The sequence below is a fragment of the Sphingobacterium sp. UBA7631 genome (assembly GCF_002483935.1).
GTDB classification, from domain to species: domain Bacteria; phylum Bacteroidota; class Bacteroidia; order Sphingobacteriales; family Sphingobacteriaceae; genus Sphingobacterium; species Sphingobacterium multivorum.
This window is the reverse complement of record NZ_DLIX01000004.1, coordinates 761268-785103: the sequence shown is the minus strand read 5'-3', so window position 1 is coordinate 785103 and position 23836 is coordinate 761268. Positions and strand designations below refer to the sequence as shown.

The window sequence follows — 23836 nt, the reverse complement described above, 5'->3', positions numbered from 1 at the left end:
TCTTTAAGGCTGACAATATACGATATTGCACTTATAGTACTTTATGCATTACGACGAATCTCATCATAAATCCCTATCTGACATCCATGAAAGTGTCGATGTCAATCAAGGGAAATCCAAATTTAAGAAGATACTTAGTTTCTTTGGTCCAGCTTATCTCATTAGCGTGGGGTATATGGATCCAGGCAACTGGGCTACCGATCTTGCTGGAGGAAGCCAATTTGGCTATACCCTGATTTGGGTGCTGTTGATGAGTAATATCATGGCGCTGGTGTTACAGAATCTATGCGCGCGCCTAGGTATTGTACGCGGTAAAGACCTTGCGCAGTGTAACAGAGAGACCTATCCTAAACGGATGAATTTTGTGCTCTATGTGCTTGCTGAAATTGCAATAGCAGCCTGTGATCTGGCGGAGGTTTTGGGAATGGCAATCGGTCTTAACCTCCTTTTTGGAATCGATTTGCTTTGGGGAGTAATGATCAGTTTTGCAGATACCTTCTTGCTGCTCTATCTGCAGAAGCTGGGGATGCGAAAAATGGAACTCTTTATCATTGGACTTATCGCGCTTATTGGCATGTGTTTCATGGTAGAAATGTTTTTGGCGAAACCTGATTTTGCAGAGGTAGCCACCGGATTTATCCCCAGTATCCCGAATAGCGCTGCATTATATATTGCCATAGGAATTATAGGTGCAACCGTCATGCCGCATAACCTGTATCTGCATTCGGCCCTGGTGCAAACGCGAAAAATTGACAGGAATGAGGTTTCTATCCGAAAATCGCTCAAGTATAACTTTTGGGATAGTGCCATCGCCTTGAACCTGGCCTTTTTGGTGAATGCGGCAATATTGATTCTTGCAGCCTCTGTTTTTCACAAGAACGGTATGCATGACGTTGCCGAACTTGAAGATGCTTATCACCTATTGGGCAACCTTCTTGGAACGGAATGGGCCTCAAAATTGTTTGCTGTTGCCTTGATTCTTGCCGGACAGAGCTCAACGGTGACGGGAACCCTAGCTGGACAGATTGTGATGGAGGGATACCTTCGCTTGCGGATTAGTCCGACCTTGCGGAGGATTATAACGCGGCTTTTGGCTATTATCCCGGCTGTATTGGTGATACTCATTTCGGGTGAAGGTCGCGTTGGTCAGCTGCTGATCTTTAGTCAGGTGATCTTGAGTATGCAGCTCGCTTTTGCCGTCATCCCGTTGATCCATTTTGTGAGCGATAAAGTCAAGATGGGCACTTTTGCCATTAAACCGCTAACGAAAGTAGCGGCTTGGCTGATCGCGGCCATTATCGCTGTTTTGAATTTTAAATTGGTATACGACGAAGTGGTCGGCTGGATTGGTGAGGCCAACAATATTGTAGTAACCGTATTATTGATCTTGGGAGCAGTGGGCTTGTTTGCCTTATTGATGATGACCGTATTATACCCTATTTTACTTAAATCAAAACCAACGGAGCTGGAGGTGCACCCACCATTTGAGGCTTTGCATTTTGAGCATAAGGGCTCTTTTAAGAAAGTAGTGATTGCATTGGATTTCTCAAATTCAGATCAGAAAGTAATCCAATATGCTTTACAGCTGTCGCACGAGGATACTTCTTTTGTGGTTGTACATATTGTTGAGAGTGCATCGGTAAAGTATACCGGAGATTCGACAGATGATTTTGAATCGCGTCAGGATTTGGAACGACTGAAATTGTATGCAGACTTTCTCTTGTCGAAAGGTCATCAGACGGAATATGAATTAGGTTACAATAACCGGATCAAGTGCATTGCTGAAATTTGTGAAAACTATAAAGCTGATCTGTTAGTTGTAGGCAGTCATGGACATAATGGGCTGAAGGATTTTGTTTTTGGTGAGACAGTTAACAAGCTACGGCATGCAGTGAAAGTACCTGTTTTTATTGCTCAATAGGTTCTCATTGACTATCTCAAAGAGTCTCTGTCTATTCACTGTAATTTTATTGCGGAAAAAGTGAGCGGGGCGATCGCTAAGTGCTAAATAATTCTTATTTTTGCGACATCAAATCAAGATATGAGCGACGCTATTAAACACGAGTGCGGAATCGCACTAATTCGCCTGTTAAAACCCTTATCTTATTATCAGGAAAAATATGGTACGCCATTTTATGGCATCAACAAATTGTACCTATTAATGGAAAAACAGCACAACCGTGGACAAGACGGGGCTGGAATTGCAACCATTAAATTTGATGTAAAACCTGGAAATCGTTACATTTCGCGTTACAGAGCTATGGGCTCAACTGCTGTGGCAGACATATTCGAATATGTACAGAAAAAATTTGCTTCTGTTCAGAAAGCATTTCCAGAGGAGTCAAAAGATACGCAATGGTTAAAAGATAACGTAAGTTTTACGGGGGAAGTACTTTTAGGACATTTGCGCTATGGAACGCATGGAAAGAACAGTATCGAAAGCTGTCACCCATTTTTGAGACAAAACAATTGGATGTCTCGTAATTTGGTGGTAGCGGGTAACTTCAACATGACCAATGTGGACGAATTGTTGCAACAGTTATACGAGTTGGGACAACATCCAAAAGAAAAAGCGGATACCGTAACCGTTTTGGAAAAAATTGGCCATTTCTTGGATGATGAGAACCAAGATCTGTTCGATCAATTCAAAAAAGAAGGTCATTCTAATATTGAGATCAGCTCGCTGATTGCTAAAAATATTGATGTTACCAAAATATTGAAGCGTTCGGCCAAAACGTGGGATGGCGGTTACACCATCGCAGGTATCTTTGGTCATGGTGATGCTTTTGTGATGCGCGACCCAGCTGGTATTCGTCCTGCGTTTTATTATCAGGATGAGGAGATCTTGGTGGTGGCATCGGAAAGACCGGTCATCCAAACTGCATTCAATATTCCTATTGGTGCTGTAAAGGAAATTAAACCAGGTCATGCCCTGATCGCTAAAAAAGATGGTACTGTATCCCAAGAGATGTTTAGACAACCCGTAGAACAACGTTCTTGTTCTTTCGAACGGATCTACTTCTCGCGTGGATCAGATGCTGATATCTATCAAGAACGTAAAGAATTAGGAAGATTACTAGTGCCTCAGGTATTGGAATCTGTCAAAAATAACATCAAAAATACCGTATTCTCGTTTATTCCAAATACAGCCGAAGTATCTTACTATGGCCTAATGGATGGTATCAATGCCTACGTTCGGGATTTTCAAAAAGAGACGCTATTAAATCGTTCAGAAAAGATTTCTGATGAGGAGTTAGATGAAATCTTGAGTATCAAACCTCGTTTTGAAAAACTCAACGTAAAGGATGCTAAACTGCGTACCTTCATTACACAAGATGCGGACCGTACCGATATGGTACAACATGTATACGATACGACTTACGGTATTGTAAAAGATCATGAAGATACCATCGTTGCCATTGACGATTCGATCGTTAGGGGAACAACGTTGAAACAAAGTATCTTGACGATCCTGGATCGTTTGAATCCGAAAAAAATTGTGATTGTTTCTTCTGCCCCGCAGATTCGTTACCCAGATTGTTACGGTATTGATATGTCACGTATGGGTGAGTTTGTCGCATTCGAAGCGGCAATTAATCTCCTCAAACAACGTGGTATGGCACATATTATTGATGAAGTTTATCAAAAATGTGTATTGTCAATGACCCAAGATGTTAATGAGATCGAGAATTATGTTAAAGCGATCTACGCACCGTTTACGGATGAAGAGATCTCAGAAGAAATTGCTCGTATTGTAAGACCTCACCACCTAAAGGCAGAGCTTGAAGTAGTTTACCAAACATTGGATAATTTACACAAAGCTTGTCCGGACCATAAAGGTGATTGGTACTTCTCGGGTGATTATCCAACACCTGGTGGAAACAAGGTTGTTAACAAAGCGTATATGAACTGGATTGAAGGAAAGAATGTAAGAGCATATTTCAGCAGCTAAGTTCAAAATTATATTAAAGAGGGATGCATTTATGCGTCCCTTTTTTTTTATATATTCGTACCAATTAGTGTCAATATCCTAAATTAAAAAACCAATTAAAGCAAGGGAAATTGCTGTCCGTAAATAAACCGATCATGAAGCATATTTTTAAGAGTCTCTATTTTCAAGTCATCGTTGGGATACTTGTGGGGATCATCTGTGGTATCTATTACCCTGACTTCGCTGTCAAGCTAAAACCATTGGGAGACGCTTTTATTAAACTGATCAAGATGGTTATTGCGCCATTGATTTTTAGTTCCATTGTAATCGGTATAGCTGGAATGCAGGATACGAAAAAAGTGGGAAAAATCGGCTTGACTTCCATTATCTATTTCGAGATCATGACCACGATTGCCCTGATTATCGGTCTGGTCTTTGTTAATTGGATACAGCCGGGGACCGGGATGAACGCCGATCCAGCGAGCCTTGATGTATCTTCGATATCCCATTACATCTCAGAATCCAAAAAACCACATGGTTTTATGGATTTTATCATCGGGATCATTCCAGATAATGTGATTGCTGCGGTAGCGTCGGACAACATGTTGCAGGTACTCGTTTTTGCCGTACTATTTGGGATCGGTATGACAAAAATCGGGCAGAAAGCTTCCGAGCCTGTCCTCCATGTATTGCAATCTTTTCTGAAGGTGCTCTTCTCCATTATCAAAATGATCATGTACCTGGCGCCAATCGGTGCAATGGGAGCAATGGGTTTTACGATCGGTAAGTTTGGGATCCAGGCCTTATCCAAACTCGGTATGTTGATGTTGAGCTTCTACCTAACCTGTTTTATTTTCGTGGTCATCGTGATTGGAGCGGTATTGTATTTTTATCTCAAGGTGAATGTTTTTAAGTTTTTAAAATATATCAAGGAAGAAATTCTGATTGTATTGGGGACTTCCTCTTCAGAGTCCGCATTGCCTGGAATTATGCAAAAAATGGAAGATGCGGGTTGTGCCAAGCCTGTTGTGGGTCTAGTTATTCCCACTGGCTATTCTTTCAATCTGGATGGAACAAGTATCTATCTGACCATGGCAGCGGTCTTTATTTCGCAGGCCCTCAATATGCATCTCAGCCTGGAGCAGGAAATTACCTTATTGCTGGTGTTGTTATTGACCTCTAAAGGTGCTGCAGGTGTAACAGGAAGTGGTTTCGTTACCCTCGCTGCGACCTTGCCTGTGGTTGGCCATGTACCGGTGGAATCTGTCGCATTGATCTTTGGTGTGGATCGTTTTATGAGTGAAGCAAGGGCGATAACCAATTTGATCGGAAATTCAGCCGCAACGCTGGTCATTTCAAAATATGAAAATAGTTTGGACGAGGATCTTTTGCATGAAAAGCTGGGATCTAAACGCGTATAATCGGTGAGCGGAATAGGTATAGATTGTATAACAAAGGTGCTATCCAAATTCTTTGGATAGCACCTTTAATTCAAAACCCTTCGGTATCTGTTAATTCTCTTTTTTTGTATTTTCTATATCTTGAGCCAGATCGATGGCACCCATTACTTTTTCTTCCAATAGCGCGAGCTTGATCACCTGCGACATTTCAGTCACATAGTGGAACTGCATATCTTTGATATAATCTTCCTTGATCTCCAGGATGTCTTTTTCATTGGATTTACACAGGATAATATCTTTGATGTTCGCGCGTTTTGCAGCAAGAATTTTCTCCTTAATACCGCCAACAGGCAATACTTTTCCGCGTAGCGTAATTTCACCTGTCATGGCTAGTTTTTCCTTCACTTTACGTTGGGTAAACAGCGATGTCAGTGCGGTGAGCATCGTTATACCAGCTGAAGGGCCATCTTTTGGAATAGCGCCTGCTGGAACGTGAATATGGATATCCCAATGGTCGAAAACACGATAGTTAATGCCGAAATCCGAAGCGTGGGCTTTCAGGTAGGCTAGTGCAATCGACGCAGATTCTTTCATGACATCACCCAAATTACCGGTCAGGCTCAAACGTCCTTTTCCTGGGCTCAGTGAAGATTCTATAAATAAGATATCGCCACCTACGGAAGTCCAGGCCAAGCCTGTTACGACACCGGCGACATTGTTATTTTCGTAGATGTCCTTATCAAATATTGGGGCACCTAGGATATCAAGTAGATCTTGTTCGTTTATACTTGGACTGTAATCCTTTTCCATGACAATACGTGTTGCAATACCACGTACGACGGAGCCGATCTTTTTTTCTAATCCGCGGACGCCAGATTCACGTGTGTAATCCTCAATAATCTGTTCGATGATCTTCGCTTTTAACGAGACGTCCTTGGATGCCATTCCATGCATTTCGCGTTGTTTTGGCAAAAGGTGTTTTTTCGCGATTTCGATTTTTTCCTCGATGGTATAGCCATTCACTTCGATAATTTCCATCCGATCCAATAGCGCAGGTTGAATAGAACTCAAAGAATTGGCTGTCGCGATAAACATCACTTTGGAAAGGTCAAACTCCATTTCCACATAATGGTCATAGAAATGTGTGTTTTGTTCTGGATCCAATACCTCCAATAAGGCCGACGAAGGATCTCCTTTGAAATCTGCGCTCATTTTATCGATTTCGTCCAGAATAAAAACCGGATTTGCTGCCCCTGCTTTTTTCAAGGACTGAATGATACGGCCCGGCATTGCGCCGATATAGGTTTTGCGGTGTCCTCTGATTTCTGCTTCATCGCGTACACCACCCAAAGCCATACGGGTATATTTGCGTCCTAAAGCTTTGGCAATGGATCTTCCCAAGGAGGTTTTACCCACTCCCGGAGGGCCTACCAAACAAAGAATAGGTGCTTTCATATCATTTTTTAATTTCAATACCGCAAGGTATTCAATGATACGTTTTTTTACTTTCTCGAGTCCGTAATGATCTTTGTCGAGCACTTTTTGTGCCTTGTTTAGATCAAAATTGTCTTTTGTTGTTTCATTCCAAGGTAGATCTAGCAAAAGCTCAAGGTAATTGAGCTGTACCGAATAATCTGCAGCAGCAGGATTGATCCGCGATAGCTTTTCGAGTTCCTTTGTGAAATGTTTTTCTACATCAACATTCCATTTCTTTTTCTTGCCCCGTTTTTTAAGCTCTTCCAGCTCAAGATCGGGCGTATTGCCACCCAGCTCTTCCTGAATTGTTTTGAGCTGTTGGTTCAGGAAATAGTCACGTTGTTGTTTGTCAAGGTCGACACGTACTTTATTCTGAATCTGGTGCTTTAGTTCCAACATCTGGATTTCTGTCGTCAGCAGTTCCAATAAAAGTTTGGCACGGTTCTCCACTTTGGGTATCTGAAGCAGTTCCTGTTTTCTGATCATTTCGACATTGATATTCGACGAAATGAAGTTGATCAGAAACGAGGGACTTTCAATATTTTTGATGGCTATACCAGCTTCACTAGGTAAGTTTGGCGAAAGTTGGATGATCTGCAGCGCCATTTCTTTTAAAGTAGAAATTGTCGCTTTAAAGTGCTTGGTCATCTTCGGTTTCGCTTCGTTGAATTTCTCCACACGCGCCTTTAAATAAGGTTCGGTTTCGACAATTTCCAACAAGTTGAACCGTTGTTTTCCCTGGATAATGACGGTGGTATTACCATCAGGCATTTGGAGTACTTTAATGATATGAGCTACAGTGCCCACTTTATTTAGTTCTTCAAATCCTGGGTCCTCTACAGTCATATCCTTCTGAGAAACAACACCAATAGTTTTGCTGCCTTTATAAGCTTCTTTGACTAATTTGATGGATTTATCTCGACCTACGGTAATCGGAATGACAACACCGGGAAATAATACGGTATTACGTAAAGGCAAAATAGACAATGCTTCTGGAATTTCAGCATTCGCCATATTATCTTCATCCTCTTGTGTAAGTAAAGGGAAGAATTCGGTATCCTCTGCAACGATTGGAATTGCTTGACTGAAATCAAAAGTTTCGAATTTGCTCATAGTATTTATTTTGTGTATTTGGCAGTCGCTGACATGTTGACGGCTGACTTTCAAATTTTAAGCTTCTATTATTGTTTCCCCTATATTGCAAGGGAAGTGCCAATTGCTAAAAGTGAGCAAAATTACAAATCTATTTTCTAGAATAGGAAAAAAAGGCAGGTTAAATAAAATTTATCTGCCATTTGTTGGAGAAATAGGCATAATAATTGTAATATTGGAATGTGAAAGGGCACCGATGGCAGTTCTTGCGTTTAAAGAAATCAATCGGCGGTTTTTTCAAAAATGTAGAAACGATCACACGTGATCATTAAAGAGTGAATATAAAAACGTAACTAGTTAGATATGAATTTAAAATCATTTAAATTGGGTTTGTTTACTGGGGTTTTTGCCTTAGTTGCTTTTAGCGCGAATGCACAACAACCAAAACAGGCTGAGCATAGCAACGCTAATGTGAGAATGGGGCAGAAAGCTCTTTTGGATGGTGATTTCAAGAATGCCGAGTCATACTTGACAAAAGCCCTACCTCAGGAAGGGAAAGATCCGGATGTATTATACATGTTGGGATATTCTCAATTTCAAAATGGTGATTATAAAAAATCAGCGGAGACTTTTGGAAAAGTAGTTGCATTGAACGGTAAAAATGCAAATGCTTTATATTTCAAAGCGAAAGCAACAAACAACCTCGCTACTCAATCCACAAACAAAACATCTGTTGCCAACAAAGAACAGTTATTGAAAGTTGCTATTGAGGATTATTCAAAAGCAATTGCCATTACGCCTACTGATTCGAAATTCTATCAAAATAGAGCGATTGCGAATCGTGATTTAGGTATCTTGATCGGAACAGCGGGTACGCCGAATTACAATAAGGCAATGGCAACTGACGCTTATAACAATGCAATCAAGGATTATGAAAAAGTGTTGAGCTTTGATGCATCGAAGAAAGATATTCAAACTGAAATCAAAAAAGCGAAAGTATATAGAGATAACTTGAAATAGTATCGCTATAAAAGTATACAAAAGGGAATGCCAACAGGCGTTCCCTTTTTTTGTGCCTGTTGGAATCGCTGTGTTAGCAATGAGCTGCTTTTCATTTAAACGGGCTGATTTTAGCCGTTTTTGTTTTGATAAATTTCAAACGAAATCAGCGCTGAGACTGTTCTTTTCCTAAATCAAAATGAATATTATGGAAACGAATCGATTGTCAAAGGAAATGCAGCAAATTTTAATCAGTCAGATGACTAAAGAAGCTGAGGCTGCACAGATTTATTTGGCGTTGGGCATATGGGCAGATGATCAGGGTTATGGCGGGATCGCCAATTTCCTTTATAGACATGCGCAGGAAGAGCGTAATCACATGACTAAGATTATGGGGTATATACTTGAACGGGGTGGTCGTCCTAGGATACAAGCTATCGCAGAGCCGCCAGCTGACCCACAATCATTGACCGAATGCTTTAATCGCGTTTTTAAACACGAAGTAGATAATACTGAAGCGATCTATAACATCGTCAATTTGGCGTTGGCGGAAAAGGACTGGGCAACATGGAACTTTGCGCAGTGGTTTGTTAAGGAGCAGATCGAGGAAGAGAAGTTAGCATTGGAATTAATTGATAAATTGAAAATCGCCGGTGGTGACCGCGCATCAGATGAATCCTTGTTCGCGTTGGATTCCTCGTTGGAAGCCATGCCCGACGAAGTGACTTTGGCAAGAGAAGCAACGGCAGATGATCCCAAATAATTGTAAAATAGAAGAAGGCAGGANNTCCTGCCTTCTTCTATTTTACTTTGTACTAATCTTAATCGATTCGTTTGTGCTAAGCTAAATTTACTTTATGCTCAATGGCATATACACACCGAAGGTGATGTTTCTACCCATGTTATAGACACCAAAGCTCGTGTCTTCCTGTGAAAGACGTCCTGGGCGCAATCGGCTCAGTGCATCGTAATAACGTTTGTTGGTCAAGTTCGAAGCTGCTGCAAATACTTTGAGCTGTTGCGATCCGAGATGTAATGTTGTACCGATCCCTGCGTTCAATAAGGAATACGAGTTTGCCGGGGTTTCGAAGGTTTCATCAATGCGGTTCTGTTTGAAATAATTGTCCAGACCCACAGAAACGTAGAAAGCATTCAAGCCGCTAATCTTAGGCTCAAGCCGCAAGGTATTGTGTACAACACCAGCTGGAATCAATGCAAGCGGTCTGTTAAATGTATTGTTCTGTGCATGGGTATAGCTAAATGTATTATCCAGGTGTATCCAGTTCAACAAATGAAAATTTAGACTTCCTTCGACACCGTAAAGATTGGCGTTGACCTGGCCATAGCGATATACGTCGTAGGTATGCGAATCACCATCTTCACCCACCACAGTTTTGGTATCGCCTTTTGTTGTTGAGGCATAGATAAAGTTGTGGATATAATTTTCATAGATTCCGATACTTCCTGTGACGATGCTATGTCCAAACTCCAAAGTAGCATCCGCTTGGTAACTTCGTTCAGGTTTCAGGTTTTCATTTCCCACTTCATAGCGGTAAGTCCCTTCGTGCACCCCGTTTGAGCCGAGTTCAGCGGGATTAGGGGCTCTAAATGCCGAACCCGCATTTGCTTTGAAATTGAGGTCTTCGCTGAAAATATGGGTATAACCAAGCGCTCCGCTCACATTGCTGAAACTATTTTTAAAACCGGCGAACTGCTCTTCGTCTTCAATAAAGAGCTGTTTGCCTTTGTTGTTAACGTAGTCATAGCGTAATCCGACGTTAAAGGTATTTTCGCCCCAGGTTTTCTTTGCATATCCAAAGGCGCCCAATTCCAACTGATCATAAGCTGGAATTAAGAATTCAACACCTTTATTTAGACTATGCTCCTGGCTTGCACTAATGCCAAATACATGTTGCCAGCCATTTTTTTCACTCAACGAATATTTTGCGTCAAGTGAATATGTATTCAGATCAAAGAATAAGGAAGGCGTTGCTTCTTCAAGTTCCCGACGTTGATTTTTTTGATAGCCCAGATCAAGTTTTAAACTACCGGAACCGATGACAAAGTTATTGTTAAGAGCCAGTTTGTAATGACGGATGTTCTGCTTGGGGAAGTCCAATGTACGACTTTTTGAGTTGATGTAAAGCGGGTCACCAGGTTCGGCATCGTAAAAGCCGATATTATTTTTTAGGTACGAAAAATTCAGATGAGAATAGCCCCATTGCTTGTTCAGCCCGAGCATACCACTGAAATTACTGTTGTTAAAACCACTATTGCCATATCGGCCTGCTGGCGTATTGTACGAATAGGCATTTTGATAAGAACCACGACCACGCCATACAAAGCCATTTTCATTGCCGGTAAGCATAACCGAACTATTGGTTAATCCGTTGTTGGTGGAGTAGCTGCTCAGTACTTCACCTTTAATTTGCCCTGCTGTAGGAACATTTGGTTCAAGCACATTGATGACCCCGCCGATAGCATCAGATCCGTACATCAAAGAGGCTGCACCACGCAGGACCTCCACACGATCCGGTTGATTTTGGTCGATCTCGATACCATGTTCGTCACCCCATTGCTGTCCCATCTGTTTAACACCATCACTCACGGTGACGACTCGATTATAACCGAGTCCCCGTATAACAGGTTTTGAAATACCTTGTCCTGTTGTGATCTGGCTTAGTCCGGGAACTTGTCGTGCTAGTGCATCAATCAGATTCGTTGCATTTCCCTGCAGTTCATCTTTGGAAATGACAGCTACTGAGGTACTGTTGCGACGGCTCTGTGAGGTGACCAATGTACCCGTAACGACGACTTCATTGGTTTCAATAATACTTTCTGTTAGGGCGAAATCAAGGGAAAGATTTTCCGAAGTGAGATCGACGGTCTTGACAACGGACTGATAGCCCAAGAAACGGACTTCAACCAAGTAGCGTCCACTTGAAGGAAGTGATTTGAAGCTGTAGTGACCTTGCTGGTCTGATGCGGTGCTCGAACGAAGCTGTTGCAGCGCTATTGTAGCGCCAGCAATGGGAAGATTCGTTTTCGCATCCGTTATTTTACCGCTGATTGTTGCGGCGAGAGCTGGAAATATGGAGAAATAAGTGGCAAGCATAAAAATGCAGCCTATAATTTTAAGTTTCATCTGTACGAATAATTTTTACGTATATAACATCAAGGAAAACAGCAGCCCAATAACTCATCGTATGAATTCTTGAGACTGTCGAGTTCTAAAAACTTGTATGAAGTCGTTTGTCGCAATAATGAGAAGAGTATATGAATGGCATTATTGGACTTATGTAAAAATTAAGCGATGGGGGGACCACGATTGCCAGAAAGCAGTGATCGAATAACTTGATCTCCGGTGATAAACAGTCCATATTCAATCTGCTGTGTCGGAAGTATTAATTCGTGCAGCGTAAAATGGAAAAGAATTTGTGGGTGTGAGTTTTGATCACAAATGGAGCACTTGGGATGATCCGTGTGGTGTTTTTTTGCAGGACTGTCTACGATACTGAGTGCAGTTTGCGTATGGGCATGGGTATACACAATGAACTGACCAATTAAGAAGGTCAATAAGAGCATTAATGCTGCGAATTTGTTCAATGAGATACCTTTCACGCTAAAACCACTATGTTTAAACCCACGTTTTCTCTTGAGTTATTTTGTTAATCAGATCAAAGGTAAGGAAAATATAATACAAAGCAATTGTGTTGCATTTATTATTTTGAACCGATTATCGAAAGGATGCGGTTGGGGATACCCGTCGGAAAAAAAAGTGTCTATCCAAAGATTAGATAGACACTTTGCATATGATCGATAAGGTTGTTTATTTTTTGGAAGGAATAAACTTGCCTTCAATTTCATATTGATTGGCATCCAAGCCTTGGACATCTTGAAATTTGACAATTCGATAAAGCGAGTCCGTATAATAGTCTAATTTTTCTTGACTATCGTATAAGGTATTTGTTATCTTTTTATCGATATGGATGTGTTTTACCTTTTCGTTGTTATCAAACTCGATGCGTAACTTTTGTATTTGTAGTTCTTTCTTTTTAGCTGTAAATTCTGTTACACAGTCTACAGCTTTAACTTCATACAGTGATGGATCGAAGTTTTTGCTGATGTCGGCAGCTTGAAAGGCGGAAAGTTCATTTTTCCAGTTGCTAATTTTCAGTTCCTTTTGTTCTTTTTCTCCATCTTTGTTGACAGATTTTAGAACCGAGGGGTTGAGTTGCTGAAGGCGATTGACCTCGGCAGTAAAGAATGAATCAACAGAAAATATGTCTGAATATTTTTGAGGACCTTTTGTCGCGGATGGAGATCCACAGCTCCAAAAAAGCAGCGCACTGCCCATAACAAGGGAAAGTGCTCTGCCACTATTTATAAGTAAATTATTATTCTGATACCAATACATTTCCTGTCATTTCAACGGGGATATTGACGCCTAAAAGCTGTAAGACGGTTGGGGCAATATCACCTAATTTACCATCTGCTATTTTCTTATACTGATCGTCAATCAAGATACATGGAACCAAATTGGTTGTATGTGCCGTATTTGGCGATCCATCTTCATTGACCATAAACTCGGAGTTACCGTGGTCGGCCAAAATAATAAAGGAGTAACCATTTTTAAGGCCTGTCTCAACAACCGTTTTTGTACATTGATCAACAGTTTCCACTGCTTTTATAACAGCCTCAAAAACACCCGTGTGACCTACCATGTCAGGATTCGCAAAATTCAGGCAGATAAAATCAGGTTGAAGTGTTTCCATATCGTTGACGATAGCTTCAGTAATTCCTTGAGCAGACATCTCCGGTTGAAGATCGTAGGTCGCTACTTTTGGTGATGGAACCAACAGGCGGTTTTCACCTTCAAATTGCTGTTCACGACCTCCTGAAAAGAAAAATGTCACGTGCGGATATTTCTCTGTTTCGGCGATGCGCGTTTGCGTTTTATGATTTGCTTCCAACACTTCACCCAGGGTATTGGTCAAGTTATCTTTTTGGAAGACCACCCTGACATTTTGGAATGTTTCATCGTAAGATGTCATAGTCACATAATATAGATCCAAGGGTTGTAGATCATATTCTGGAAAAGCCTTTTGTGTTAAAGCGATGGTAATCTCGCGGCCACGATCTGTTCTGAAGTTATAACAGAAGACCACATCACCTTCTTGGATTGTTGCTACCGGAGTACCGTTGGCGTCAACCAATGCGATTGGTTTCACAAACTCATCGGTTACACCTTCGTCGTATGATTTTTGGATCGATGCAACAAGGTCATTGGATTTTTCACCTTCCGCTTTTACTAAAAGATCGTATGCTAATTTTACACGTTCCCATCTGTTGTCGCGGTCCATGGCATAATATCGGCCTATTGCAGAGGCAAAAGTGCCCGTTGTCGTTTTTAAATAGTCTTGTAGATCCCTGACATAGCCAATACCAGAGTTTGGATCTGTATCACGGCCATCTAAAAATGCATGTATAAATACCTGGTCACTTGTCAAGCCAGCATGTTTTGCAGCATCACATAGGCCTTTTAAGTGCTTTGTATGTGCGTGTACACCACCATCGGAAAGCAATCCGATAAGATGTACCTTTTTGTTATTTTCTAATGCATATTTAAAGGCATCTTGAATGATCGGATCAGAATTGAAAACACCGTCATTGACAGCTTTGTGAATACGTCCCAATTCTTGGTAGACGATTCTTCCAGCGCCAAGATTCATGTGGCCAACCTCCGAGTTACCCATTTGTCCTGCAGGCAGTCCAACAGCTTCACCAGAAGCCTCTAAGCTCGAGTTTGGATAAGCTTCTAATAAATGATCTAAAAATGGGGTGTTTGCAGCTTCAACTGCATTTGATTTATCATGTTTTCCATATCCCAGTCCGTCTAGGATCATGAGTGCAACTTTTTTCTTATTCATCGTATAACAAAGATAATCTTAATTTTAGAATCTATCAACGCATCTTAAAAAGTTCCCTTGTTAATCCCTAATAATTTTATAGGTTTGTGGCATAGTTTATGTTCGGTAAAAACCGGAGCTACCTAATGATTGATATGGATGATAGAAGCTGTTCTATAATATGTTGAGCTATATGAAATTTTTAAGCTATTGCGCATTTATACTTATTACTAGTCTTTTTGTACACACTGTGGCCTTCGGTCATTATTTAAGAGAAGTGAATACAGCGGTAAAGGTAGCTTTGCCTGGTGATGATGATTCTTTAGGAAGTATTTCGGAGGAACTGAAATCATATTTGAAAGAAGGCAATGCAAAAAATATGGCCAAGTATTTTGGTTCAAACTTAACCTTGTCTATTTTGGGGGAGAATGGGGTTTATACAAAATATCAGTCTGAAATCATGTTGGGTACATTTTTCAATCAGCACAAACCCAAAACTGTAAAATTAACGCAAGCCAGCAATGCCAACAATGGCTATCAATATTTTACATTTACATTATCAACGGAACAAGCCAACTACCGTGTCTTCATTAAGATCGGCGTAGGAAATAATAACCATTCGATTGAAGAGCTAAGAATCGACAAAAATTAAAGCGGGCCACGTTTTTTTTATAAATCTATTTTTCGATTAAAAAATTATTCCACATCTTAGCCCAATAAATAGTATTTATGGAGAAGGAAATCAAGGATTATTTGGCCCATTTTGTAAAACAGGCTGTCGCAGAAGATTTGGGTGATGGGGATCATACCTCACTTTCTACGATTGAAACTGGAGCACAAGGTGAAGCCAAATTGATTGTTAAGGATAATGGTATTTTGGCCGGGGTTGAAGTAGCACAGGCGATTATTGCCTATGTTGATGATAGTTTGACCTGTGAGGTGTTTATCCAAGATGGAAGTCAGGTTAAAGTGGGTGATATTGCTTTTTATGTTAAAGGAAATATTCAAAGTATTTTGTTGGCCGAGCGTTTGGTGCTGAATGTTATGCAGCGTATGAGTGGCATTGCGACGACAACCCGAAAATATGTAGACCTTCTCAAAGGTACAGATACGAAAGTTTTGGATACACGGAAAACGACACCATTGTTGCGTGTATTGGAGAAAGAAGCCGTTCGTATAGGAGGCGGGACTAACCACCGTTTTGGTCTATTTGATATGATTTTAATTAAGGACAATCATGTGGACTATAGTGGCGGTATTGTACCGGCTCTAAAGCGCGCAAATGATTACAGAAAAAGCCTAAATAAACCGATAGAAATAGAAATTGAAGTCCGAAATTTTGCGGAGCTTGATGAAGTTCTTAACTTTGGCGAAGTGGACCGGATCATGTTAGATAATTTTTCACCGCAAGATGTAGCCAAAGCTGTTCAGATTATTGACCATCGATTCAAGACAGAGGCCTCAGGGGGAATAACTTTTGACACGATTCGATCGTATGCGGAGGCCGGGGTAGATTATATTTCAGTAGGCGCTTTGACACATAGTGTAAAGAGCTTGGATCTTAGTCTGAAAGCCAAATTAATATAAGAACTGATTTAATTAATGATATCGATTTATTTAGTAACTGCAGTATTACTAGCTTATTTGTTTGGGTCCATACCTACAGCAGTATGGTTGGGACAGGCATTTTATGGGGTAGATGTTCGTGAGTATGGTAGCGGTAATGCTGGGGCGACTAACACCTTTCGCGTATTGGGTCCTAAAGCGGGGTCGATCGTGATGTTTGTAGATATATTTAAAGGCTGGACAGCAACAAACCTCGCTTATTTAATCGAATTGGGGCAAAATACGAGCGATGTCCAATTTGTCAACTTTCAGTTGGCCTTAGGCGTTATTGCGGTATTAGGGCATTTATTTCCTGTATTCGCCGGATTTAGAGGCGGAAAAGGGGTGGCAACACTTTGCGGGATGATTCTCGCGATCCATACACCGGCTGCATTGGTCTGTGTTTCTGTATTTATCATTATCCTGCTGACCACACATTATGTTTCACTGGGATCCATTTCAGCGGGATTTGCATTTCCCTTTAGTTTGGCCTTTATTTTTAAAACAACCATACCCTCTGTGCTGCTTTACGGCATAGCCATCTGTATTCTGTTGTTAATTACCCACCAAAAGAATATTGAGCGCCTGTTAAAGGGGCACGAATCCAAGATTTATCTCTTCAAGAAAAAGGCTAAGGAAAAAGAATAGGCACAATAATTGTATTTGCTAAGTAAGATTTAATAATTATTGTGAAATATCCATATGGGAAGAGCGGAAACGCGATGAACAACGTTTGGATATTCCATATGACCATGGAAAGAAAAATATAGACATATGAACGGAATGTTAAAGTATTCGGCTATCGTATTAGCATGCGTAACACTGGCATCGGGGCTGTCAGGCTGTGCAACTTCAGCTGTTACCGGCAAAAAATATTTAAAATTAGTGAGTGCTGATCAGGTTAACCAGCAAGCAGCATTGGCTTATAAAGATTTTTTATCGAAGAATGGTGCTAAAGTGGTCACTGGAACTGCGGATGCGGCGATGGTAAAACGTGTTGGTAACAAGTTGGCAACAGCGGTTAATCAGTATTTGCAGAGTACAGGTCGCGCAAATCAATTTAACTTCAATTGGGAGTTTAATCTGGTGAAGAGTGACGACGTGAATGCATGGTGTATGCCTGGGGGTAAAGTTGCGGTATATACTGGAATATTACCAGTGACGCGTACAGAAGCAGGTTTGGCAACAGTAATGGGACACGAGATAGCACATGCTATTGAAGAACATTCTGTGGCTCAGGCTTCGAATCAGATCGCTTTACAGCTGGGAGGACAGATTTTAGGTTCAGCTGCAGGCGTATCTGGAAATAGCACGCTTGGTGTTTTTAACAATCTTTATGGATTAGGAGGCAACTTGGCGCAACTGAAATTTTCGAGAAGCGACGAATCTGATGCGGATGCAGCGGGTTTGATCATTATGGCTTTGGCGGGTTACAATCCCAATGAAGCTGTAGATTTCTGGAAGCGTATGGCATCGGGTAGTCAAAAAGGGCAGCCTGAGTTTTTGAGTACCCACCCGAGTGATGAGCGACGGATTGCGGATATTCAGAAATTGATTCCAAACGCAATGAAATATTATAAAAAATAAGGAGTCAATACAATAAAAAAAGCGGAGTATCCAAATGAATGGGATACTCCGCTTTTTTTCACTTTATTTATGGCTGTATTATACCCCAGCAAAAGCGTCACTGATCCCGAGTACGACTCCAACGACCAATCCCATAAAATTGAACGCAATGGTAATAATGACCATGATTCCAATGAATTTATAGTGTTTTTTGAGCGCATCTAAGCATAATTCCAATTGGATGCTGTCACGGTTTGCTATTGCTTTTTTTGCTTTGGATCCAAAATTATACAGGAAATAGATGGGAAGGCAGAAGAAAGCAAGAAATAAAAGATAAAGTACACCAAAGGTGGATAAAGCTCCTGCTGTTACATATTCGTCGGCACCGAGTGATAATGCACTGGCTCCGAAGATGAGGCTCACCATGGTTATGGCAGAGATCCCGATGAAAATAAAACAGACAATGGCCAGAAAGTTGGCCCATTTGGCCGCTGAAGCCAAGAAGGAGAGTCCTGCTGGAGACAGTTTAATGTCTGCAGGTTCTTGAAAAGAAGAATTTTGAATACCGTCTTCCATGAAGCATAAATTAATAGGTGTGCGAATTTCTGAAAAGTTCTCGGTTTTTGAAACATTTTTTATAGAAACCATCAGGCCTATAGAATCGTTTAGATTTTTTTGGTCAGAATAGGTTACAGTGGCTCAAATTTGACAAGAAACTGAGTTATTTAATAAAATTCTCGATTGACTGGAAATTAGCTAATTTTTTTTAAAAACTTAAATCTCAATTGGAAGAATGTTGTTACAAAAGAATTTTAGCGATTTGATGTGGAAAACTATTTTAGGTCGGTCCGTATGAGGGGATATGCTGGTTTAAAACATGTTATAACGTTTTTTTTGCTAATAAATTGTATGTTAATATAGTAATTTAGGGCTGTATTTTATGAAGTATGTGTGGTTTAGTGTGTTAAGTTTATATTAAGTCCTTTGTAATTTAAAATCTCTTAGTAATTTTGCTTAACATTTTTTAACAAATCACATTATATGAAAAGATCTTTACTCTTTTTCGCTCTTGTTATGGCCAGCTATGGTGCTGTACAAGCTCAGGTTACGACAAGTAGCGTTACAGGTATTGTAAAAGAAGCAAACGGCAGTCTAACTTCGGGTGCTACGATTAAGGCTACACATGTGCCATCAGGGACTGTTTATACAGGTTCGGCTAATGCTGCTGGTCGATTCAACTTAGCCAATATGCGTGTTGGGGGGCCTTACAAAATTGAAGTAACTTATGTTGGACAAGACCCTATTATCTATAATGATGTCTACTTACAATTGGGACAGCCATTTGTGTTAAATCCTGTTTTTGCAGATAAAAACACAACTTTGGAAGAAGTTACGGTTACGGCGCGCAGAGGTGCAACCAAAACTGGTGTTTCAACTATTGTAGGTAGAAAGAAAATTGAGGAAATGCCTGCTATTTCCAGAAGTATCACAGATTTAACGAAATTAAATCCCCAAGCGAACTCGCAAGGAGATGGTTTCTCGTTTGCTGGAAGAAATAGTTTATTCAATTCATTGACATTGGATGGTGCCCAAATGAATAATGCTTTTGGCTTATCCGCTCTTCCAGGTGGACAAACAAATGCACAACCGTTTTCTTTAGATGCGATTGAGTCTATTCAGATCAACCTTTCTCCTTATGACGTAAAACAAGGTGGTTTTACTGGAGCAGGTGTCAACGCGATTACAAAATCTGGTACGAACACAGTAACTGGATCGGCTTACTGGTATTTCAAAAATCAAGATCTTCAAGGTTATAAAGTTGATGGCGAGAAATTACCGAAAACAGAATCATATAAAAATAATCAGCTTGGATTTAGCGTTGGTGGTCCCATCATTAAGAATAAATTATTCTTTTTCTTAAACGGTGAAACGACTAAACGTACTACGCCGGGCTCTAATATCCTTGCGAACCGTGGTACTGGTGGAGCAAATGAGTCAAATGTTAAAGCGTCTGATTTAGATTTAGTTAAGAAAACTTTAATGGATCAATTTGGTTACGATCCAGGTGTTTATGAAGGATTTAACAATGAGCAAAAAGCGAATAATATTACGGCCAAAATCGACTGGAATATTAACGAAAAGCATAAATTTACCCTTCGTTATAACCACTTAGATTCCTATAGAGATATTAATCCAAGTGGATCCAATAGTAATAGAGGGCGTGGTCCAAGTACCACCTCGATGATTTTCTCCAATTTACGTTATCGTCAAAACAACAATATCAATTCCATTACTGCCGAGTTAAATTCGACATTCAATAGTAAGTACGCAAATCAGATTCAAGTCGTTTATTCGGCATTTAGAGATTTTAGAGATCCTCTAGGAACTGCATTTCCAACTGTTGATATTGAAAACGGAAGTGGCGCAAACTACATTTCATTCGGACAGGAACCATTTTCTGGATTAAACAAATTGAATCAAAATTTATTCAGTATCACTGATAACTTCAATATTTTTGCTGGTGCACATACATTCACCTTTGGTGGGTCATTGAACTATCAAAAATATAGTAATTCTTTTGCGCAGTTTGTAAGTGGTCAGTTCCGTTATAAAAATATGGACGATTTTATAGCTGCTGCTAAAGGTGATAATACCATACAACCTTCGCAGTACCAATTAACTTATTCTGTCGTTGCAGGAAATGAAAGACCTTCAGCTGATTTCAGTATGATGCCAATTGCGTTATATGCACAAGATGAATGGTTTGTAAAACCAAATTTTAAATTGAGCTATGGCGTGAGAGCTGATATTCCTGTATATACAACAGATATCGTCACTAATGAAAAAGTATTGGGGATGACTTTCGCGAATGGTGAAAAATTAGACGTATCTCGTTTACCGAAAGCTAGAGTATTGGTATCACCAAGAGCAGGATTTGATTGGGATATCAGACAAGATAGATCTTTTGTATTGCGCGGAGGAACAGGTATTTTTACAGGTGGTGTCCCAGGGGTATGGTTAACGAACCAAGCTGGCCAAACCGGTATGACGTATGGAAATATTTTAGAAAATATTAAAGATGGACCGGTTAATAGACCATTTAATCCAGATCCTAATGCTTACTTGCCTGCTGATCGTAAGAATCCAGCAACTTATGAAATCGACGTGACTTCGAGAGATTTCAAGATGCCTCAAATTTGGAGATCCAATCTCGCTGTTGAATATAGCTTACCATGGGATATGAAAGCTACTTTAGAGGGGATTTATACCAAATCGATCAATGAGGTTTACCATAGAGATGCAAACTTGTCAGATCCAAAAGGAACCTTTTCCGGTACAGGAGATACGAGAGCGTATTGGTTAGCCTCTGGTAACGCAAGACAGATCAATCCATCTATTACACGTGCCATTGTTTTAGATAATACTTCTAAAGGAAATGCTTACAGTCTTACTGCGCAGTTGGAAAAACGTTTTGGAAAATATGGTGATGCAATGGTAGCTTATACTTACAGCAGCGCTAAAGATATTACTTCAAATCCTGGTTCTCAAGCAAACTCTGCCTATACAGGTAATGCCATTGTAAGCAATCCAAATTCTCCGGTATTGGCTTATTCAAGCTTCATGGTTAGAAATAGAATAATTGCTGCAGTAAATATTAATTTCAATATTACGCCACAATTACCTACAAGAATAGGTTTAGTGTATGAAGGTAGACCATACGGTGATACTTTTGGTGCAACACGATTTAACTATACAGTTAGTGGAGATATTCTTAATGGAAGTGGACGTTTTTCAAATGTTTTAATGTATGTGCCTAAAGACCGGGCAGATATCGCTTTAGTTGATATTGTGGATTCTAAGGATAAAACGAAAGTTCTTGAAACTGCAGATGCACAATGGACACGTCTTGATGCTTATATTAATCAAGATAAATATCTAAGCACAAGAAGAGGCCAATACGCAGAACGAAATGGTGCTGAATATCCATGGATGAATCGTTTTGATATTCGGATTATGCAAGAATTGTCTAAAGTATTAAAGACAAAAGACAATCACAGGTTGCAAGTTTCATTTGATATTATCAATGTTGGTAACTTATTGAATAGCAAATGGGGTGTTACGAAAACACCTAATATTACCAACTTTATGCAATATCAGGGTGTGGCTAACAATAAGCCTACTTATACTGTTAGCCAAAATCTTAAAGAGCAGACTTTCAGAAATAATACGGGTATTGATTCCAGATACCAAATGCAGTTAGGTATTCGCTATATCTTTAATTAAGTTATACCAACCTAATTTAAATATTAGTAAAAAATCCCCAATCTATTTAGGTTGGGGATTTTTTTATACTCTTTCATTGTCTTAAGATGGCGAAGGAATTTATAGGATTTTCCGGTCCTATCCCTCTGAATGGATGAAGCACGGATAAAGCACTCCCTAAGCACGGATATAGCACTGTAATAGTACTGTTTACGCAACGGTTGCGTAAGCCTATAGAAAAAAGAGAAAAGTACAATAAGCGTGCTTATCCAGTATAACTAAACTGCCGAAAAGAACCCTGCTAACTTTCGGGATACACTGTGTAAGCAAAGTAACGCGACACGGATGGGATCCATTACCAATTTCTCCACCTAAACGATCAAAAACTACCCCCTTCAAACAGACTGGCTTGCTGATATTTGGGTTATAACTTAATTATAAACCCGACTGATGATGAAGCAGTTCTGTATGTCCATACTCCTGGGGATTGGCGTCTGCATGTCTCTTTGTGCTTTCGCACAAAGCACAGACCTGGTCAATTGGCCAAAGCAGGCTGATCCCAGATTAATAGGTGATCTCGTCGCTCAACGTTTTGTGGCGAGTCCACATAATAGTTTTAAACCGCCAGCTCCGCCCAGAAACATTACGTATCCCGAAGTCTGTGCCTGGTATGGGGCATTGAAATACGCCGAAGTGAGCAACAATAAGACCTTATTGGAACAATTGACCCAACGCTTTATGCCTTTATTCGGCGCCGAAAAACATCTTGTTCCACGTCCTTGGCATGTGGACTTCTCCGTTTTTGGGACGGTGCCACTGGAACTCTACTTACAAACAAATGACCAGCAATTCAAGACGATGGGAATGCGTTTTGCAAATGCGCAATGGACTATTCCGATTGACTCCCCGCAGGTGGTCAAAGACAGTTACCAGAAATTTCTCGATAAAGGTCTTACCTGGCAGACCCGCTACTGGATCGACGATATGTATATGATTACCATGATTCAATCCAAAGCTTTTCAGGTGACGGGAGATCAACAGTATATGGATCGGGCAGCACATGAAATGGTGGTCTACCTCGATACCATTCAAAAAGAAAATGGCCTTTTTTATCACGCACCTGATGCGCCTTTCTTTTGGGGGCGCGGCAATGGCTGGATGGCTGCGGGAATGAGCGAACTGCTCTCTTCATTAAAGAAGGACAATCCCAATAGACCCAAAATATTGGCTTCATATCAAAAGATGATCACGAGCCTAAAGCAATATCAGCGACCAGATGGTCTGTGGGGTCAGCTAATTGATAAACCTGAATCTTGGGTGGAAACTTCGGGTTCAGCCATGTTTACTTATGCGATTATCATGGGCATAAAAAATGGCTGGCTCGACGCAAAGGAGTATACGCCGATCGCACGTAAGGCATGGATTGCTTTGACAGGCTACATTAACAAAGACGGTGATATCAGCAACGTCTGTGAGGGTACCAACCGAAAAAATGATTACCAATATTACCTCGATCGACAACAGAAAACAGGGGATATGCATGGGCAGGCACCCATACTTTGGTGCGTGTATGCTTTACTAAAAAAATAATCAGC

The 23836-nt window shown here is 40.5% G+C and carries 17 protein-coding genes; 11 read left to right on the top strand and 6 right to left on the bottom strand.

All coding sequences use genetic code 11. The annotated features are described in order from the left end of the window. Positions 1 to 43 precede the first annotated feature (43 nt). From B3P16_RS08035 to dctA, 3 genes are all read left to right on the top strand, one after another. Entirely contained in the window at positions 44 to 1921 is a 1878-nt protein-coding gene (locus B3P16_RS08035) for an Nramp family divalent metal transporter (protein WP_112375766.1), read from the top strand. 120 nt (positions 1922 to 2041) lie between these two features. Then, positions 2042 to 3952, top strand: a complete 1911-nt coding sequence (locus tag B3P16_RS08030) for a class II glutamine amidotransferase (RefSeq protein ID WP_286753274.1) — start codon at positions 2042 to 2044, stop codon at positions 3950 to 3952. Positions 3953 to 4086: 134 nt separating this feature from the next. Continuing rightward, a complete protein-coding gene (gene dctA, locus B3P16_RS08025; protein WP_115047427.1) occupies positions 4087 to 5352 on the top strand; it encodes a C4-dicarboxylate transporter DctA in 1266 nt (421 codons plus the stop codon). Between the two features lie 90 nt (positions 5353 to 5442). Here dctA and lon read toward each other — a convergent pair whose 3' ends face one another. Then, a complete protein-coding gene (lon, locus tag B3P16_RS08020; RefSeq protein ID WP_286753276.1) occupies positions 5443 to 7920 on the bottom strand; it encodes an endopeptidase La in 2478 nt (825 codons plus the stop codon). A gap of 342 nt (positions 7921 to 8262) precedes the next feature. Between lon and B3P16_RS08015 the strand changes: the two genes are divergently transcribed. Then, the gene (locus B3P16_RS08015; protein ID WP_112375771.1) at positions 8263 to 8919 is read left to right on the top strand and encodes a tetratricopeptide repeat protein; all 657 of its coding nucleotides are present in this window, start codon (positions 8263 to 8265) and stop codon (positions 8917 to 8919) included. Positions 8920 to 9106: 187 nt separating this feature from the next. Next, positions 9107 to 9661, top strand: a complete 555-nt coding sequence (locus B3P16_RS08010) for a ferritin (protein WP_286842317.1) — start codon at positions 9107 to 9109, stop codon at positions 9659 to 9661. A gap of 87 nt (positions 9662 to 9748) precedes the next feature. On the opposite strand, the gene B3P16_RS08005 is transcribed toward B3P16_RS08010, so the two are convergent. The 4 genes from B3P16_RS08005 to gpmI form a co-directional block, all read right to left on the bottom strand. Then, positions 9749 to 12043, bottom strand: a complete 2295-nt coding sequence (locus tag B3P16_RS08005) for a TonB-dependent receptor (RefSeq protein WP_286842315.1) — start codon at positions 12041 to 12043, stop codon at positions 9749 to 9751. A 161-nt stretch (positions 12044 to 12204) separates the two neighbouring features. Further along, a complete protein-coding gene (locus B3P16_RS08000; RefSeq protein ID WP_286842312.1) occupies positions 12205 to 12504 on the bottom strand; it encodes a hypothetical protein in 300 nt (99 codons plus the stop codon). Between the two features lie 223 nt (positions 12505 to 12727). Further along, the gene (locus tag B3P16_RS07995) at positions 12728 to 13315 is read right to left on the bottom strand and encodes a hypothetical protein (protein ID WP_286842309.1); all 588 of its coding nucleotides are present in this window, start codon (positions 13313 to 13315) and stop codon (positions 12728 to 12730) included. Next, positions 13296 to 14828 carry a 2,3-bisphosphoglycerate-independent phosphoglycerate mutase gene (gpmI, locus tag B3P16_RS07990; RefSeq protein WP_286842306.1) on the bottom strand — a complete coding sequence of 511 codons (1533 nt, stop codon included), beginning with the start codon at positions 14826 to 14828 and terminating at the stop codon, positions 13296 to 13298. The genes B3P16_RS07995 and gpmI overlap by 20 nt, the downstream gene beginning before the upstream one ends. A 172-nt stretch (positions 14829 to 15000) precedes the next feature. On the opposite strand from gpmI, the gene B3P16_RS07985 reads away from it, so the two are divergent. The 4 genes from B3P16_RS07985 to B3P16_RS07970 all read left to right on the top strand — a co-directional run bounded on the left by B3P16_RS07985 (position 15001) and on the right by B3P16_RS07970 (position 17999). Further along, positions 15001 to 15459 (top strand): DUF4783 domain-containing protein, encoded by a 459-nt coding sequence (locus tag B3P16_RS07985; RefSeq protein ID WP_286753281.1) that lies wholly within the window; start codon positions 15001 to 15003, stop codon positions 15457 to 15459. A gap of 77 nt (positions 15460 to 15536) precedes the next feature. Beyond that, on the top strand, positions 15537 to 16394 hold the full coding sequence (gene nadC, locus B3P16_RS07980) for a carboxylating nicotinate-nucleotide diphosphorylase (protein WP_286842305.1): 858 nt from the start codon (positions 15537 to 15539) through the stop codon (positions 16392 to 16394). 15 nt (positions 16395 to 16409) lie between these two features. Further along, positions 16410 to 17060 (top strand): glycerol-3-phosphate 1-O-acyltransferase PlsY, encoded by a 651-nt coding sequence (gene plsY / locus B3P16_RS07975; RefSeq protein WP_046674998.1) that lies wholly within the window; start codon positions 16410 to 16412, stop codon positions 17058 to 17060. A gap of 126 nt (positions 17061 to 17186) precedes the next feature. Continuing rightward, positions 17187 to 17999, top strand: a complete 813-nt coding sequence (locus B3P16_RS07970) for a M48 family metallopeptidase (RefSeq protein ID WP_046674999.1) — start codon at positions 17187 to 17189, stop codon at positions 17997 to 17999. A 78-nt stretch (positions 18000 to 18077) separates the two neighbouring features. Here the strand turns inward: B3P16_RS07970 and B3P16_RS07965 are convergent, their stop codons facing one another. After that, positions 18078 to 18554, bottom strand: a complete 477-nt coding sequence (locus tag B3P16_RS07965) for a hypothetical protein (protein ID WP_046675000.1) — start codon at positions 18552 to 18554, stop codon at positions 18078 to 18080. A 465-nt stretch (positions 18555 to 19019) separates the two neighbouring features. Between B3P16_RS07965 and B3P16_RS07960 the strand changes: the two genes are divergently transcribed. Next, complete coding sequence (locus tag B3P16_RS07960; protein WP_286753283.1) at positions 19020 to 22262, top strand: TonB-dependent receptor; 3243 nt, start codon at positions 19020 to 19022, stop codon at positions 22260 to 22262. A 429-nt stretch (positions 22263 to 22691) separates the two neighbouring features. Further along, the gene (locus B3P16_RS07955) at positions 22692 to 23831 is read left to right on the top strand and encodes a glycoside hydrolase family 88/105 protein (protein WP_286842300.1); all 1140 of its coding nucleotides are present in this window, start codon (positions 22692 to 22694) and stop codon (positions 23829 to 23831) included. The last annotated feature ends 5 nt before the right edge of the window (positions 23832 to 23836 follow it).

Bases quoted from the DNA above. Each gene is read 5' to 3' on its own strand.
- lon (WP_286753276.1), bottom strand. From the start codon at position 7,920: ATGAGCAAATTCGAAACTTTTGATTTCAGTCAAGCAATTCCAATCGTT.
- B3P16_RS08010 (WP_286842317.1), top strand. From the start codon at position 9,107: ATGGAAACGAATCGATTGTCAAAGGAAATGCAGCAAATTTTAATCAGT.
- B3P16_RS07955 (WP_286842300.1), top strand. From the start codon at position 22,692: ATGATGAAGCAGTTCTGTATGTCCATACTCCTGGGGATTGGCGTCTGC.
- B3P16_RS07960 (WP_286753283.1), top strand. From the start codon at position 19,020: ATGAAAAGATCTTTACTCTTTTTCGCTCTTGTTATGGCCAGCTATGGT.
- nadC (WP_286842305.1), top strand. From the start codon at position 15,537: ATGGAGAAGGAAATCAAGGATTATTTGGCCCATTTTGTAAAACAGGCT.
- dctA (WP_115047427.1), top strand. From the start codon at position 4,087: ATGAAGCATATTTTTAAGAGTCTCTATTTTCAAGTCATCGTTGGGATA.
- B3P16_RS07995 (WP_286842309.1), bottom strand. From the start codon at position 13,315: ATGTATTGGTATCAGAATAATAATTTACTTATAAATAGTGGCAGAGCA.
- gpmI (WP_286842306.1), bottom strand. From the start codon at position 14,828: ATGAATAAGAAAAAAGTTGCACTCATGATCCTAGACGGACTGGGATAT.
- B3P16_RS07970 (WP_046674999.1), top strand. From the start codon at position 17,187: ATGAACGGAATGTTAAAGTATTCGGCTATCGTATTAGCATGCGTAACA.
- B3P16_RS08005 (WP_286842315.1), bottom strand. From the start codon at position 12,043: ATGAAACTTAAAATTATAGGCTGCATTTTTATGCTTGCCACTTATTTC.
- plsY (WP_046674998.1), top strand. From the start codon at position 16,410: ATGATATCGATTTATTTAGTAACTGCAGTATTACTAGCTTATTTGTTT.
- B3P16_RS08015 (WP_112375771.1), top strand. From the start codon at position 8,263: ATGAATTTAAAATCATTTAAATTGGGTTTGTTTACTGGGGTTTTTGCC.
- B3P16_RS07965 (WP_046675000.1), bottom strand. From the start codon at position 18,554: ATGGAAGACGGTATTCAAAATTCTTCTTTTCAAGAACCTGCAGACATT.
- B3P16_RS07985 (WP_286753281.1), top strand. From the start codon at position 15,001: ATGAAATTTTTAAGCTATTGCGCATTTATACTTATTACTAGTCTTTTT.
- B3P16_RS08035 (WP_112375766.1), top strand. From the start codon at position 44: ATGCATTACGACGAATCTCATCATAAATCCCTATCTGACATCCATGAA.
- B3P16_RS08030 (WP_286753274.1), top strand. From the start codon at position 2,042: ATGAGCGACGCTATTAAACACGAGTGCGGAATCGCACTAATTCGCCTG.